Raw genomic sequence first — 13,193 nt, forward strand, 5'->3', positions numbered from 1 at the left:
ACAGGGAACAGGGAACAGGGAACAGGGAACAGGGAACAGGGAACAGGGAACAGGGAACAGGGAACAGGGAACAGGGAACAGATAAGAAACTTTAGTTCTGAGTTTAAAGATCAGTCAAAAAAAGGATGTTTTTACAAGGAGAGTGACACGAAAAAAACAGTGTCATTATTTCAATCTCATGTTTTTAAACATGAGTTTTTCCTGTTAAGAGTTGCTTCCTGTTCCCTCTGAAGAATTACGAATTAGATATTGTTTCTGCAACTCTTTTCAAACGACGGATTTGGGCTTCCATGTCGGCTTTTGTCCAAGTTGCAGCAAATGTGTTAAAACCCCAACTGACTAAGGGGTTAGGAATTTGAAATTGGAAGCGGTTAATTAAGATTGTACCATTGCTGATGGGTTGACATTCCCAGCGATCACTTCCTTGGAAAAATCCCTCAAATCCCCAGATTACTAAACCAGGTTGTCTTTCTATAACTACTGTCTTTAAAGTGGGTTTAAGTCCGGGGATTTGGATTATGAAACGGCTTTGACTATCAATATCTGTACTCCATACTTCTCCTACGGGTTCACAACGTAGCATTGGGTTAAGCCAACGGTGCATGAGATTTAAGTCTGTAAAACATTTTTCTACTACTGTAGCTGGAGCATTAATTTCTATTGTTTGTTCTAAAATTTGGGGAGATTTCATAGTTTTTTTCTGAGTTTAATTTTAGTCAGCAATTCATCTTTAATCCGGTTTAAAATTGAAGTCTCATCTAAAGTTGATAAAATTTGACTAACTACTGCTTTTGGTCCATCTGAACCCCAAGTTGCACCATTTGCTAAATAAGCTTTAGTAACTTGTCCAATACCATAGGAAGATACACCAGCTACTCCCGCTTGAGTTATGGCTATGGATAGATATGGTGCCATTGTCACTCCTGCTGTTGCTGTTGCAGAGATACCAAGTAAGGTTTTTAACCCACTTAAACCCAAATTTGCTAATAGTTCACTAGCACCGATACCACCCATACTCAAGGCGATTTTTTGGAGTAATTTAACAGCACCAGTTTCTGTCATGGGGATACCATAAAGTTGAGATAAGCCTAAAATTAAAGCAATATCAATAATCACAGCACTGAGGATATCAACTACAGTAACAGGATTGAGTGCGATCGCTAATGATTTTGTCATCACCGCTTTCCAAATCAACTCATTTGCATTCTGTTCTCGAATCATCAGTTTGCGTTCTACTACTTGCTCATTAACACTATCAGCATAAAGCATCGTATTCAGTGCTACTAAAGCTTTACCTTCCCGTTGCAGAATCTCTAAAATTTTCAGTTTTAATTGATCAACTTGAGCATGACCTTGACGTAACTGTATACCTCTGCTACCATCGGCACGATGCACCGCAGTTTTTACCAATGGTGAAGCCGCAGACATAACAATTTCATCCGGTGAAACTAACTCTCGCACCCTATCATCCCGGATTTTTTGATAAATTGCCATTCTGTCAGCTTCTGGATATTGATCAACCTTGTTAAATACCAAAATTATCGGTTTACCAGCTTCTCGCAACTGGGAAAGTGCTTCATGTTCCATCTTTGTCATATCCGCAGTAATCACAAAAAGAATCAAATCTGCTTGTTTGGCGATTTTTTCAGCTAATACAGCGCGGGTTTCTCCATCTACTTCATCTAGTCCAGGAGTATCAATTAATTCTACTTGGGATTGATTATTGGTACGCAAAGTAACTCGTAAAGCCCGTTCAGTTTCACCAATTATTTCTTCAGTAATAGTCCAATTAACTTTTTGTTCTGTACGGGTGACACCGTGTAATGGTCCAGTCTCAAATACTGATTGTCCAACTAAAGCATTTAATAAGGAAGACTTTCCTCGTCCTACCATACCAAAAGCTGCAATCTGTACTACCATGCTGTCTAATTTACTCAACATGGTTTCTAAATCAGTAATTTCTGCTTCCAAACCTGATTTTTCCTGAGTAGTCAGGTCAAGATTATTAACTAAATTTCTCAGTGCCGTTTTCGCTTGTTTATAGTTAAGTTCGGCTTGAATGTCTTCAAATGTGAAAATAGCACTGTCCAGTTCTTCTTGCCATTTAGTTGATTCGTTTGCAGAAGGTTCAGGTAATTTCGAGGTCATATTAATTTTGGGATTTTGGATATAGCTAATTTTTAATGAATTTAGTTATTTGTATATTAAATAATTGATGTTATAATGATTCCATCATATTATCCACAGAAAAGAATTATTAAAAACTATTTCATTATATCATAACTCATGAAAAAACCAGACCAACTTGAAAAGTTATATCTCCAAGATTTAGAACTGAGAAAAAATTGGTATTCTCCTGTAGCAGATGCTTATAACAAAGTCAGACCACGCTATTCTCAAGAAATTATTAATCGTACTATAGAATTAGCTGAACTGACTCCTGAAAGCAAAATACTTGAATTAGGATGCGGACCAGGAAATGCAACTGTATCTTACGCTCAATTAGGATGTTCATTGTCTTGTTTAGAACCGAGTCAAGAAGCTTGTAAGTTTGCCAGACAAAACTGTGCAGCATATCCAAACGTAGAGATTAAGCAAACAACTTTTGAAGAATGGCAACTAGAACCAGGGAAATTTAAGGCGGTTTTAGCAGCAACTTCTTTTCATTGGATGAATCCTAATATTGCTTATGCAAAATCCGCTGAGACTTTAGAGAAAAATGGTTCTTTGATTTTGCTGTGGAATATGACACCTCAACCTAATTATGAGGTATATAAAACATTGCATGAGGTTTATCAAATTCATGCTCCATCTTCAGCCAGATATGAAGATAGTACAACTCAAGTAAAGATAGTCAAATCTTTAGGAGAAAAAGCTATTGACTCAGGTTATTTTCAAGATTTAGTTACCGATCATATTCTCTGCCAAGTGACTTATAGTATTGATAATTATTTGCTGCTTTTAAATACTCTTTCACCGTATTTAAAGTTAGAAGCATCGATTAGAAATGCTTTATTTGCTGGTCTACGGGAAAAAATAGAGCAGCATTATGGAGGCAGTATTGAGATTACATATGTTTCCGCTTTTCAGGTAGCAAAAAAGGTTTAGTAGAGGTTTTTCGGTAAGTAAACCCCAAAGTAGAAAATAAATCTAAAAAATGCTAATTGTCGTGATTGTCATTAATATCATTATCTCCGTAATTTTGCTATATTTCGCCAATAAAATGTGGCAAATCAAACAAGAATTGGTAGCAGTAACTGATAAATTAACCAACTATGAACGTGCTACCCATGTAACGTTAAATACAGCACCACAAAGTATACATACAGGACAGCAGCAGATATATAACCTGCGCCAAATTAATCAAAGACTAGAACTGCAAATCCAACAAATGCAGCAAATTCTCAATCTCATTTTACTAGGAAGAAAAATTTGGCAGCAATCTTTTTGGAACATAGGGTCTTGCCAGAGGAGAAAACCCACCTAAAATGGGTGTAAAGAGAAAAATAATTAAAATGTCTAATAACCGTTCTGGAGTATTTATTGGTGGCTTGATGCTAGGAGCGACTATTGGTGCTTTAACCAGCTTACTTGTTGCTCCACGCACAGGACGCGAAACACGTAAACTTTTGAAAAAATCTGCGGATGCTTTACCCGAATTGGCAGAAGATATATCAACAAGCGTGCAAATTCAGGCAGATCGTCTTTCTAATAGCGCCTTGCGAAACTGGGATGATACTTTAGAGAGACTGCGGGATGCGATCGCAGCTGGGGTAGATGCTACACAGCGAGAAAACCAAGCCATACAAAGGCAAACACCTGCTAATGCCGAAAATCAAGATTCTCTCACCCAGCATCTAGAACGCTCATAAATAACATAACTGTGATTGATCCTCTGTTTTGGCTGGGACTGTCCCTCCTCTTAGTCGCTGCTAGTCTAACTACTTTGTTAGTGGCGGCTATACCGGCTTTGCAGGAATTAGCACGCGCTGCTCGCAGTGCCGAAAAATTCTTTGATACTCTCTCACGGGAGTTACCCCCCACTCTCAACGCCATTCGCAATACTAGTTTAGAAATAACAGATTTAACCGATGATGTTAGTGAAGGTGTCAAAAGTGCCAGTCAAGTTGTTAAGCAAGTAGATCACAGCTTAGACAGTGCCAAAAAGCAAGCCCAAAATGTTCAAGTTACTACACGTAGCGTTTTAGTTGGTGTTAAAGCTGCATGGAAAACATTTACCCGCCCAAAGCCTACTAGACGAAGCACCGAATGCTTGCCCATGAACGAAAAACCACCGCTAACGTTGCGAGAGCGAGAAGCACAGAGACAAGAAAATCGGCGCACACAACTAGAAACCTACCGTCTAAATAACGGTTATGGTGAAACTGCTAGTTGGGAAAGGGATTTAAATCAGGAAGATTTAAGTTGAAGAAGATGGGGAGATTGGGGAAAATCACCCATCACCAATCACCCATCACCAATTACACTTTGTCCAGATGTCTTAGATTAGAGTAAAGTAAACAAGTGTAAAGAAGTATCATTTTTCCCATACTTGTTTAAAACAACTTGTTCACTTCCACCCGTTAATACTTATATAAAAAAGTCCATGCAGCTTTGTTTTTGGCGACTAGTTTTAGTATTCATTGCAGTCTTTTGCTTTTCTGGGTCAATTTGGGCAATGCAATCTCCATCAGCCCTAGCTTACGAAAATCCTGACCTACTACCTGCCATATTCACTCCAGTTGTAGATTTAGCTAAATCGCTCCCTGATCCACAAGAAGAAAAATTGGTCAGAGAACTAGAACAATTTGAAACGGATACTGGTTGGAAATTGCGAGTATTGACCCAGTATGACCGTACCCCAGGTAGAGCAGTAATCAAATATTGGGGTTTAGATGACAAAAGTATTCTCCTAGTTGCCGACTCTCGTGGTGGTAATATCCTCAGTTTTAGTGTTGGTGACGCAGTTTATGAATTTTTACCCAGGACTTTCTGGATTGAACTGCAAACCCGGTTTGGTAACTTGTACTTTGTGAGGGAACAAGGGGAAGACCAAGCCATCCTGCAAGCCTTAGATTCAGTTAAAGGTTGTTTACTTAAAGGTGGTTGTAATGTCGTTCCCGGACTACCAAGAGAACAATGGATATTAACCCTCATTACTTCCGCTGTGGGTGGGGTTATTTGTGGCTTTGCTGCTCAACCTCGCAATGATAAACAAGTTTTTGCTTGGCAATGGGCTTTAATTTTCTCACCATTATGGGGAATTTTGTTTATTGCCTTCGGTATTGGACCTGTGGTTACTCGTACAAGCGATTGGTTGCCTCTAGTTCGCAATATCTCCGCTTTTTTAATTGGTGTTTTAGTCGCTTATTTATCTCCAGTTTTCAGTCGTCCTTCTTCCAGTCACGAGTCTTAACTTTAAGAAGAAGGTAACAGGTAAGAATATCCCTCTGCCTTGTTCCTGCATTCTGATGATAAGCTGAAAGCTAATGTGTGAGAAGCTGAACAGCAATGGAATGGCACGTAACTGATGCTCAAAGCTTGGCAATAATTGATAGTGAAATTGGCGATCATGTCTTTTCACCAGCAGAGTATGAGATAGTCCGGCGAGTAATATACGCAACATCGGATTTTGAGTATAAGTCCTTAATCCGGTTTTCGGAACACGCTTTACAATCAGGAGCAGCAGCACTAGCAGCACGCACCACAATTGTAGTAGATGTGCCAATGGTACAAGTCGGTATCGCCTACGATATTCAAAATACTTTTGCCAACCCAGTATATTGCAGCATGGAAGCGCTGACACGCCCACAAAAAGAAAAAACTCGTGCTGCTTGGGGAATTGAAACTCTTGCCAAGCGTTATCCAGAGGGTATCTTTGTGGTCGGTCAAGCCCAAACAGCATTAACTGCACTTGTAGAGTTAATTGAAACTGAAGAAATTCGACCGGCGTTGATAATTGCCACCCCAGTGGGATTTGTCAATGTAGATACTGTTAAAGAACGGTTGCAAGAATCTTTAGTACCTTATATTACTATTGACAGTCGCAAAGGTAATGCAGTTGTGGCATCTGCAATTGTCGATGGCTTGGTTGATTTAGCCTGGCAGGCTTATGGACAAGATCGGAATGGGGGAAATTAACCGAGAAATGAGGAAGTGGGGAGAATTAATATCTATCATCCCCTCTCCTTCTGTTCTTTTCTGGACGACGACGCGGCTTTTCCCACTGGTCTTCACGTAAGCGGAGACTGACTTCATTAAAGAAATCCTGTCGCACTAATGGATAGTCGCTGATCCATAAGTTGCGACTAGGAATGTAGATATTGCTAAATTCTTCAATGCGACTTAAATCTGAGCTATTTGACATTACTATCATTTCTGCTATTTGACCACGTGCGATCGCTTTGTGGGCAGGACGTAATGGCGCTTCAAATTCTACAGTAAATCCTGTGTCGTCTCCCAATTCTAAGTTAATTCGTTTTTCGCGGTTTTCGATAATTACCAACTCGCCTTTATTATTGACGGTTTCTTGTTTACCCATTAACCGATCTGTAATCCACCAGTCTAGTACCCGCCCGCGAAAAAAGCCGCTGTACTTGTAACGTCGGCACTTTGAGTTACGGATACTCGCTTGAAAGACTGGATACCACAACCAAAAAAAAGCGCCAAATACCCCGAATATCAAAATAAACCCAAAATCTAGCTTGAAAAGGGTTTGAACCAGTAAAATTAAAACTACAGTAACTACAGAAATTAATAGTCGCTGTAACAAATTGCTGAATTTTCCCCAATAGTACTTATACTGTGTCCCAGTACCAATCAAAGGAATGATTTGTTCAAATTTTTGGCGAGTTAGAGGAACAAGCATGAGTTGTGAGTGCTGAGTGCTGAGTTGTGAGGTGAAAATTTAGAGTATTTTTTCTAATCCATATACTAAAGACTTTAGCTGGTTTACTTTACGAATTGCGAGTAAAACTCCAGGCATATAGCAGGCGCGATCGCTTGTATCATGGCGTAAAGTGTAAATTTGACCAGCCGCGCCAAAAATCACTTCTTGATGGGCAATCAGTCCTGGTAAGCGGATACTATGAATTCTAATCCCTTCATCAGCAAGAGAGCCTCTGGCTCCGGGTATCTTCTCAGTTTCTTCGACTTGAGGCGGGTTAAAGCTTTTACCCAATTCGGCTAATAATTGTGCTGTTTGAATTGCTGTACCACTAGGAGCATCTGCTTTTTGGTTATGATGAAGTTCAATAATTTCTACATGATCAAAATATTTAGAAGCTGTAACGGCGGCTTGTTGTAGCAATACCATACCAATAGAGAAATTAGGAATCAGCAAGCAACCAGTACTGGCTTTTTCCGCAAAATCTGTCAAATCTTGAATTTGTTCAGGACTTAAACCTGTGGTTCCGACCACCGGACGAATACCGTAAGCGATCGCACTGCGAATATTACTATAAACTGAGTCAGGATGGGTAAAATCTACCATCACTCCAGGAGCCATCTGTCTTTCACCCGCCACATAGCCTAACATTGGCTCTAGTTGGTTAGTAATTGGCACTTCTAAAGGTTCGCTTAAACCTGCCAATTCCCCTGCGTCTTTTCCCTGATGTTCAGCAGAAGTATCCAGAGCGCCCATTAAAATCATATCAGGTGCTTGAGCCACCGCTTTAATTACTTCCCGTCCCATTTTGCCAGCTGCACCGTTGACAATTACCGGGATAGTAGATTGATTAGTCATAATTTCAGAAATGCGTTTTTAGTCATTTTACTTACATTTGGCACCAAATCCGACAATTGAGTGATAATCAATTTGATAATCAATTTCAGCGATTTAACTCAGGAGGCATGAGTTATGGAAGAATTACTAGAACTTCAACAATTGCTGATTAGTGGCAATATTTCTGAGGCGTTGTTGCTAGTCGAAGAGATGACAGAAATGAGCAAAGATGACAAGCTAAATAAAATTTTTAGTTTTGGCATTATTTTACTAATGCATTTGATTAAACAATCTGCCGAAAAGCGTTCAACAAAATCCTGGGAAATATCTATTGCTAATGCAGTTAAGCAAATTCAACGCACCAACAAACGACGCAAAACTGGTGGAAATTACATCACTACAGCAGAATTACAAGAAACTTTAGAAGATGCCTATCAGTCTGCTTTAAATCAGGCAGCATTGGAAGCATTTGCAGGTAAATATGATCCAGAAACAGTGGCGAAGATGGTAGATAAAGAGATGATATTAGAACAAGCGATTGCATTAATATTAGGTAATGCTACATGAATTATTAAATAACCATTAAATAACCATAATTATATTCGTTGTAAAATGTGAGAAATAGTTAATTGTAATTCTGTAAATAGTGGAGATATGATTAGATCATCACCTTTAAATTGATTAACTTGATATTCTCCATCAATTAAAGAATAAACTGAGAGAGTCGGTTGTTTAGGATTACCAATAAATCTTCTACCACCGAAAGCAGCATAATCAACAATCCAATATTCAGGAATACCCATAGATTCATATTCATCAGCTTTAGTAGAATAATCTGTTTTCCAATTACTACTAACAATTTCTATTACCAAAGGAACAGAAGCAGCTTGAGTAATGGTTGATTCCTTTTTCCAGAAAGGTTCATTCACTAAATTTTCAGGATTTAGTAATAAGATATCAGGTGAATAAGCAGATTTAGAATTTGATGGTTTTATAAATGTTGTTTTTGGTATTAGATAGTTAAGGTCAAGTTTATCTAATTCTGCTGATAATTTACGGACTAAAAAACCAATAACTAATTCATGATCTCCTACTGGTGGATTCATTTCAATAATTACTCCATCATGTAACTCATAGCGTAAACCTGTTTCTGGATACCATTGGATAAATTCGTCAAAGGTTACTGGTTTCGTTAATATTTGTACCATAATTGACCTCTTACATGATTATTGCTAACGAATAATTATGATGATGGCATTTCCCAATCAGATAAAATAGATTATAGCCCCTTGCGGGGGTTGGGGGTGGGGTTTTTCTCAACCAAGAAACGCTATATTATTCTATATCATCTGCAAGTTTTACATCCATCACCCACGAAAACCATGACTTCCCCTGTTCAACAATATTATCAATTTGGTGGTAGTCTTCCTCCTCATGCACCGACTTACGTCACACGCAAAACAGATGAAGATTTATATCAAGCTGTGAAAGCTGGAGAGTTTTGTTTTGTTCTCAACTCTCTACAAATGGGAAAATCAAGTTTGCGTGTCCGCACTATGCAAAGATTACAAACAGAAAAAATCGCTTGTGTCGCTATAGATTTAACAGCCATTGGCACATCAGGATTAAATTCTGAACAATGGTATAATGGCATTATTAATAATATTTCTGAAAGTTTAAAATTAGAAGATAAATTTGATTTAGATGCTTTATGGGAAGAAAATAAACCACTTTATAAATTTGGCAAAATACACAATAATGATTATCATTAAAATATGAATATACCAATCATCACAGTTGTTGCTGGACTTGCTGGCTGTGGGAAAACTACTTGGATTTGCCAAAAGTTGCAAAATACCGTTTCCCTTGACAATGTAATTTATTATAGTCCTGGAAATGGCAAGGTTCCCATAGACCAAACGCGCATAGCTGCGGAATTCCCAGAAGTAAAAGTCTTTGGAGACGGACAAGAAATCGAATTTTACACCCAGCTAGAAACCGCCAAACTAGCCTATATTGAACTGGGGTTTTATTTGGAATTAAGTGCCATTCAGCAAATATTAAATGATGTACCCTATATTGCTATAGCAATTTTACCACCACAGATCCAAGATTCTGAATATCATCATTGGGCAGAAAAAATTGTCAAAGGTGCAAATATTGATATCAGTATTTCCCCAAGTCAACTTTGGCGCGTTCCCAGCAGTGGTCAAGTAATTGACGAAGATAGTTTAAATGAATTTTGGTATGAAATTACTCATCATGCTTATGGTCAAGTTACCCGTGCTAAAGGAATTTTTGATGTAGCCGATGGTCGGTCAATTTACGGTGATTTTGTCGCGGGTATCCCAGCAACAGATTTTCTAGAATTGGACTTACCACGTCATTTAGAAGGCAGACCAGAGCGATTTAGTGGTATGGAAGTATGGGGTAAAAATTTAGACGAGTCAGCAATTAAACAAACTTTGCAAGATTGTTATTTATCAGACATCGGCATTAAACAATACCAAGAACAGGTTAAACTGATTTTATCAGAAGGGGAAATAAATCAGTGAAAATAGCGGTAATGTCATGTATTCATGGCAACTCTGAAGCCTTGGATGCAGTTTTATCAGATATAGATCACCAAAAAGCGGAAAAAATCTTTTGTCTGGGAGATTTAGTCGGATATGGCCCTTATCCAAATGAGGTAGTCACACAAATTCGTTCTTTGGAAATTCCTACTTGTGCGGGTTGTTGGGATGAAGATATTGTTGAAGGGTTGAATGCGTGTGATTGCAGTTATCCTTCTTTGTTGGCTGAAAATCGGGGGAAAATAGCTCATGAATGGACAAATCACCAAATTAATCCTGAAAATAGAGAATTTTTAGCTCAATTACCCCATAGTTTCCATGAAGAAAATTTAGCTTTTGTTCACGGTAGTCCCCACAGCAACCACGAATACTTATTACCTGAACTGGACGCTTTTGCCGCTTTAGAACGAGTACTTTCCACAGATGCAGATGTGCTTTTTTGTGGTCATACTCATGTCCCCTATGTCCGTGACTTAGACGCAAGTAGTTTGCAAGTGCGTGTTCAAAGTCAAGGAACAGCAGCAAGAGAAATCAATTTTACAGCTAACTTGAAACGGATTATTAATGTCGGTTCTGTGGGAGAACCTCGACATGGCAGACCCAATGCAACTTATGTGATTTATGACACCGATAATCAAGAAGTGAAGTTGCGGGAAGTTGCTTACGATTATCAAAAAACCTGTGCTGCAATTATTGAAAAGGGTTTACCTGCTATTTTTGCTTGGCGTTTGTCTCAAGGTTTGGAATATGCTGAAAGGGCTGATGATGCGACTCATGTTTGTACTAAGTAGCGATTTACGGTTTTCCAAGAAATAAATTATCTAAGAAAACGAACCGCAGAGGCGCAGAGGGCGCAGAGAAATAAGAAAATGACTAAATGGGCGATTTTGAGCGGAATAGAGGGTAATTTAGCGGCTTATGAGGCTGTAATGGCTGATGTTAAGCTGCTGTGTGATGTTGAGGCTTTATATATTTTGGGCGATTTGGTGGGGCCAAATCCAGATTCTGAGAAGTTGGTAGCAAGAGTTCGTAACCCAAAGCGCGGGGAGTTGGAACCTTTAGTTTGTAAGGGTTGGTGGGAAGAACAATGTTTTATTCTCCACGGTGTGGCTGGAACTGGGGAACCGACGGAGTTAATGGCTAAGTATGGGGGAGATACTGTGAAGTTACTTTGGGATTCGGTTTCTCGTCCGACTGTAGAATGGTTGCGAAATTTAGATTTTGGTTTTTTTGAACTTGATTGTTTATTAATTCATGGTTCAACTGTAGCAATTGATGAAGCATTAACGCCAGAAACGCCTCCTATCCAAATGCTTGACCGTTTGGGACGTATGCAAGCTAATAATTTGTTTTGTGGTCGTTCTGGTTTGGCTTTTAGATATCAGCTAGAAGCAGGTTCTATTACTACTGGTGTGACGACTTTGGATAGTTCCTCTACTTCTGAAACTGTGGAAATTTCTTCGCGTCAAGTGATAGGTGTGGGTAATGTGGGCAGAAATCTGGGAGAAGCGATTTATACTGTTTATGATCCAGAGACGAATTTTTTAGAATTTAAAACTGTGCGTTACCGAGTTGAGAAAGATTATCAGGTTTTGGCTAGGGCAATTTCTGCTGAGTAATTTTGGATCTTGTTTCCCTAACCAGGAGTCAAGATCAGAATATTGTATGGATTCTATTTAATTAAGTCAGATATTTTCAATGAATTTGGATAAGATGGACTGATTAACAATCAACTGGTCTGAAAAGATGGTTGGCTTGTTTTCCCAGTCACAAACTTTTTTCTAGAAATGAACAGAAAATTTATCTTGGCCTTGCTTTCTAGTCCTGTCTTGTTTACGTCTATGCTATCTATGGTAATGATGGCTAGACCTGCTCATGCTAGTCAAACAGTTACCCCTGTTGGAACTCATCTTTCTTGCGTTCGTTCTCCCCACTCAGCAACTGTGCGTCAAGTATGTATCCAGGCGGATAATGTTGCGCCTACGACAGCAAAACCAAAGATGGAATTGGCACAAGTTCAACCTAGTCAAAATCAGCCAGATGAACTAGTATTCACTGATGCAGAAAGTGATGAAGCGATTAAGTTATTTGGCTGTGATTGCCCAGTTTGCCTAAATGCTGTGCGTCAGTTGCATGGTATGGCACCTTTGGCCGTGTAGTTTGAAAAACCGTATTTATAGATAATCCAACGTTCATAAAGAAATACAACCGAGAATATCTGTCTTCATGATCAGGTAATCTAGCTGGATAATTGAGACAAAAGGGAAGAAGTAAAGAGTCAGAAAGTTAAATTTCTGGCTCTTAGCTAGAAGAAGAATAACCAATAAATCAATTTAATACCAGCAAAATTGGGACTCAAGCTTAGATTCTGCCGATGTTGTGGAGTCCTAAGATGATTCCTGCACCTAAGATATGACCAAAGGAGGTGGTTGCTAATACAGCAGGTAAACCAAAACCACCAAAGAAATTGGGTGCGGGTAAAGCAGGTTCTGCACTAGGATACTTGATTGTAAATTTGCCAACTGCGATCGCTATAATGTTGGCGAGAATCATGATGATGCCAACATTGGGAGTCCATTCTAGAGCTGCGGGTACAGTAGCAAGTAAGGTTGATGTCAACATCGGTTTCTCTCCTGAGATTATGGAATCATTGACAATATAATCTTCAAAATTCGCCTTAAAAATCAACAAAAAGCCCATTTTTGCAGCAATATTTAACAGTTGTTGCCAATACTTAATATAAACAATTACTTTACGGATGCCATTTGGTCATCAGCAATACAATTACCAAATGAATTGTCTTGTTTTGACGGAGAAGACAATGAGCAATCGCTAAACTGAATAAGAGCGATCGCTCTCCAGATAATTTAAACTCAAGATGAGACTGACTATTTATT

General features: G+C 38.8%; 18 protein-coding genes. 12 read left to right on the forward strand and 6 right to left on the reverse strand.

The annotated features are described in order from the left end of the window. Positions 1-235 precede the first annotated feature (235 nt). Both ANA7108_RS0102590 and ANA7108_RS0102595 read right to left on the reverse strand, forming a co-directional pair. Complete coding sequence (locus ANA7108_RS0102590; RefSeq protein WP_016949200.1) at positions 236-691, reverse strand: SRPBCC family protein; 456 nt, start codon at positions 689-691, stop codon at positions 236-238. After that, complete coding sequence (locus ANA7108_RS0102595; RefSeq protein ID WP_016949201.1) at positions 688-2,148, reverse strand: GTP-binding protein; 1,461 nt, start codon at positions 2,146-2,148, stop codon at positions 688-690. Before ANA7108_RS0102595 ends, ANA7108_RS0102590 begins: the two co-directional genes overlap by 4 nt. A gap of 138 nt (positions 2,149-2,286) precedes the next feature. Between ANA7108_RS0102595 and ANA7108_RS0102600 the strand changes: the two genes are divergently transcribed. From ANA7108_RS0102600 to ANA7108_RS0102625, 6 genes are all read left to right on the forward strand, one after another. Beyond that, complete coding sequence (locus ANA7108_RS0102600; RefSeq protein ID WP_016949202.1) at positions 2,287-3,108, forward strand: class I SAM-dependent methyltransferase; 822 nt, start codon at positions 2,287-2,289, stop codon at positions 3,106-3,108. A gap of 49 nt (positions 3,109-3,157) precedes the next feature. Beyond that, the gene (locus tag ANA7108_RS0102605; RefSeq protein WP_016949203.1) at positions 3,158-3,487 is read left to right on the forward strand and encodes a hypothetical protein; all 330 of its coding nucleotides are present in this window, start codon (positions 3,158-3,160) and stop codon (positions 3,485-3,487) included. A gap of 28 nt (positions 3,488-3,515) precedes the next feature. Then, a complete protein-coding gene (locus tag ANA7108_RS0102610) occupies positions 3,516-3,872 on the forward strand; it encodes a YtxH domain-containing protein (protein WP_026103950.1) in 357 nt (118 codons plus the stop codon). A gap of 11 nt (positions 3,873-3,883) precedes the next feature. Next, positions 3,884-4,429, forward strand: coding sequence for a hypothetical protein (locus ANA7108_RS0102615; protein ID WP_016949205.1), 546 nt, complete (start codon positions 3,884-3,886; stop codon positions 4,427-4,429). A gap of 177 nt (positions 4,430-4,606) precedes the next feature. Beyond that, the gene (locus ANA7108_RS0102620; protein ID WP_016949206.1) at positions 4,607-5,416 is read left to right on the forward strand and encodes a TPM domain-containing protein; all 810 of its coding nucleotides are present in this window, start codon (positions 4,607-4,609) and stop codon (positions 5,414-5,416) included. Positions 5,417-5,511: 95 nt separating this feature from the next. Next, complete coding sequence (locus ANA7108_RS0102625) at positions 5,512-6,141, forward strand: precorrin-8X methylmutase (protein ID WP_016949207.1); 630 nt, start codon at positions 5,512-5,514, stop codon at positions 6,139-6,141. A 25-nt stretch (positions 6,142-6,166) separates the two neighbouring features. Here ANA7108_RS0102625 and ANA7108_RS0102630 read toward each other — a convergent pair whose 3' ends face one another. Both ANA7108_RS0102630 and dapB read right to left on the reverse strand, forming a co-directional pair. Next, the gene (locus tag ANA7108_RS0102630) at positions 6,167-6,868 is read right to left on the reverse strand and encodes a hypothetical protein (RefSeq protein WP_016949208.1); all 702 of its coding nucleotides are present in this window, start codon (positions 6,866-6,868) and stop codon (positions 6,167-6,169) included. Positions 6,869-6,907: 39 nt separating this feature from the next. Then, positions 6,908-7,744, reverse strand: coding sequence for a 4-hydroxy-tetrahydrodipicolinate reductase (dapB, locus tag ANA7108_RS0102635; protein ID WP_016949209.1), 837 nt, complete (start codon positions 7,742-7,744; stop codon positions 6,908-6,910). 114 nt (positions 7,745-7,858) lie between these two features. On the opposite strand from dapB, the gene ANA7108_RS0102640 reads away from it, so the two are divergent. Beyond that, the gene (locus ANA7108_RS0102640) at positions 7,859-8,290 is read left to right on the forward strand and encodes a DUF29 family protein (protein ID WP_016949210.1); all 432 of its coding nucleotides are present in this window, start codon (positions 7,859-7,861) and stop codon (positions 8,288-8,290) included. Between the two features lie 29 nt (positions 8,291-8,319). Here the strand turns inward: ANA7108_RS0102640 and ANA7108_RS0102645 are convergent, their stop codons facing one another. Then, the gene (locus ANA7108_RS0102645) at positions 8,320-8,931 is read right to left on the reverse strand and encodes a Uma2 family endonuclease (protein WP_016949211.1); all 612 of its coding nucleotides are present in this window, start codon (positions 8,929-8,931) and stop codon (positions 8,320-8,322) included. Positions 8,932-8,952: 21 nt separating this feature from the next. Between ANA7108_RS0102645 and ANA7108_RS31320 the strand changes: the two genes are divergently transcribed. The 5 genes from ANA7108_RS31320 (at position 8,953) to ANA7108_RS0102670 (ending at position 12,455) form a co-directional block, all read left to right on the forward strand. Beyond that, positions 8,953-9,495: an AAA-like domain-containing protein gene (locus tag ANA7108_RS31320; RefSeq protein WP_369750692.1), complete on the forward strand. Its 543-nt coding sequence runs from the start codon at positions 8,953-8,955 to the stop codon at positions 9,493-9,495. Positions 9,496-9,498: 3 nt separating this feature from the next. Further along, on the forward strand, positions 9,499-10,278 hold the full coding sequence (locus tag ANA7108_RS0102655; RefSeq protein ID WP_016949213.1) for a GTP-binding protein: 780 nt from the start codon (positions 9,499-9,501) through the stop codon (positions 10,276-10,278). Next, positions 10,275-11,087 (forward strand): metallophosphoesterase, encoded by an 813-nt coding sequence (locus ANA7108_RS0102660; protein ID WP_026103951.1) that lies wholly within the window; start codon positions 10,275-10,277, stop codon positions 11,085-11,087. The genes ANA7108_RS0102655 and ANA7108_RS0102660 overlap by 4 nt, the downstream gene beginning before the upstream one ends. Before the next feature lie 78 nt (positions 11,088-11,165). Then, positions 11,166-11,915: a hypothetical protein gene (locus ANA7108_RS0102665; protein WP_016949215.1), complete on the forward strand. Its 750-nt coding sequence runs from the start codon at positions 11,166-11,168 to the stop codon at positions 11,913-11,915. Between the two features lie 168 nt (positions 11,916-12,083). Beyond that, entirely contained in the window at positions 12,084-12,455 is a 372-nt protein-coding gene (locus ANA7108_RS0102670; protein ID WP_084776857.1) for a hypothetical protein, read from the forward strand. A 202-nt stretch (positions 12,456-12,657) separates the two neighbouring features. Here the strand turns inward: ANA7108_RS0102670 and psaK are convergent, their stop codons facing one another. Next, on the reverse strand, positions 12,658-12,918 hold the full coding sequence (gene psaK, locus ANA7108_RS0102675) for a photosystem I reaction center subunit PsaK (RefSeq protein WP_026103952.1): 261 nt from the start codon (positions 12,916-12,918) through the stop codon (positions 12,658-12,660). Positions 12,919-13,193: the final 275 nt, after the last annotated feature.

Source organism: Anabaena sp. PCC 7108 (assembly GCF_000332135.1).
In the GTDB taxonomy this organism is placed as follows: Bacteria; Cyanobacteriota; Cyanobacteriia; order Cyanobacteriales; family Nostocaceae; genus Anabaena.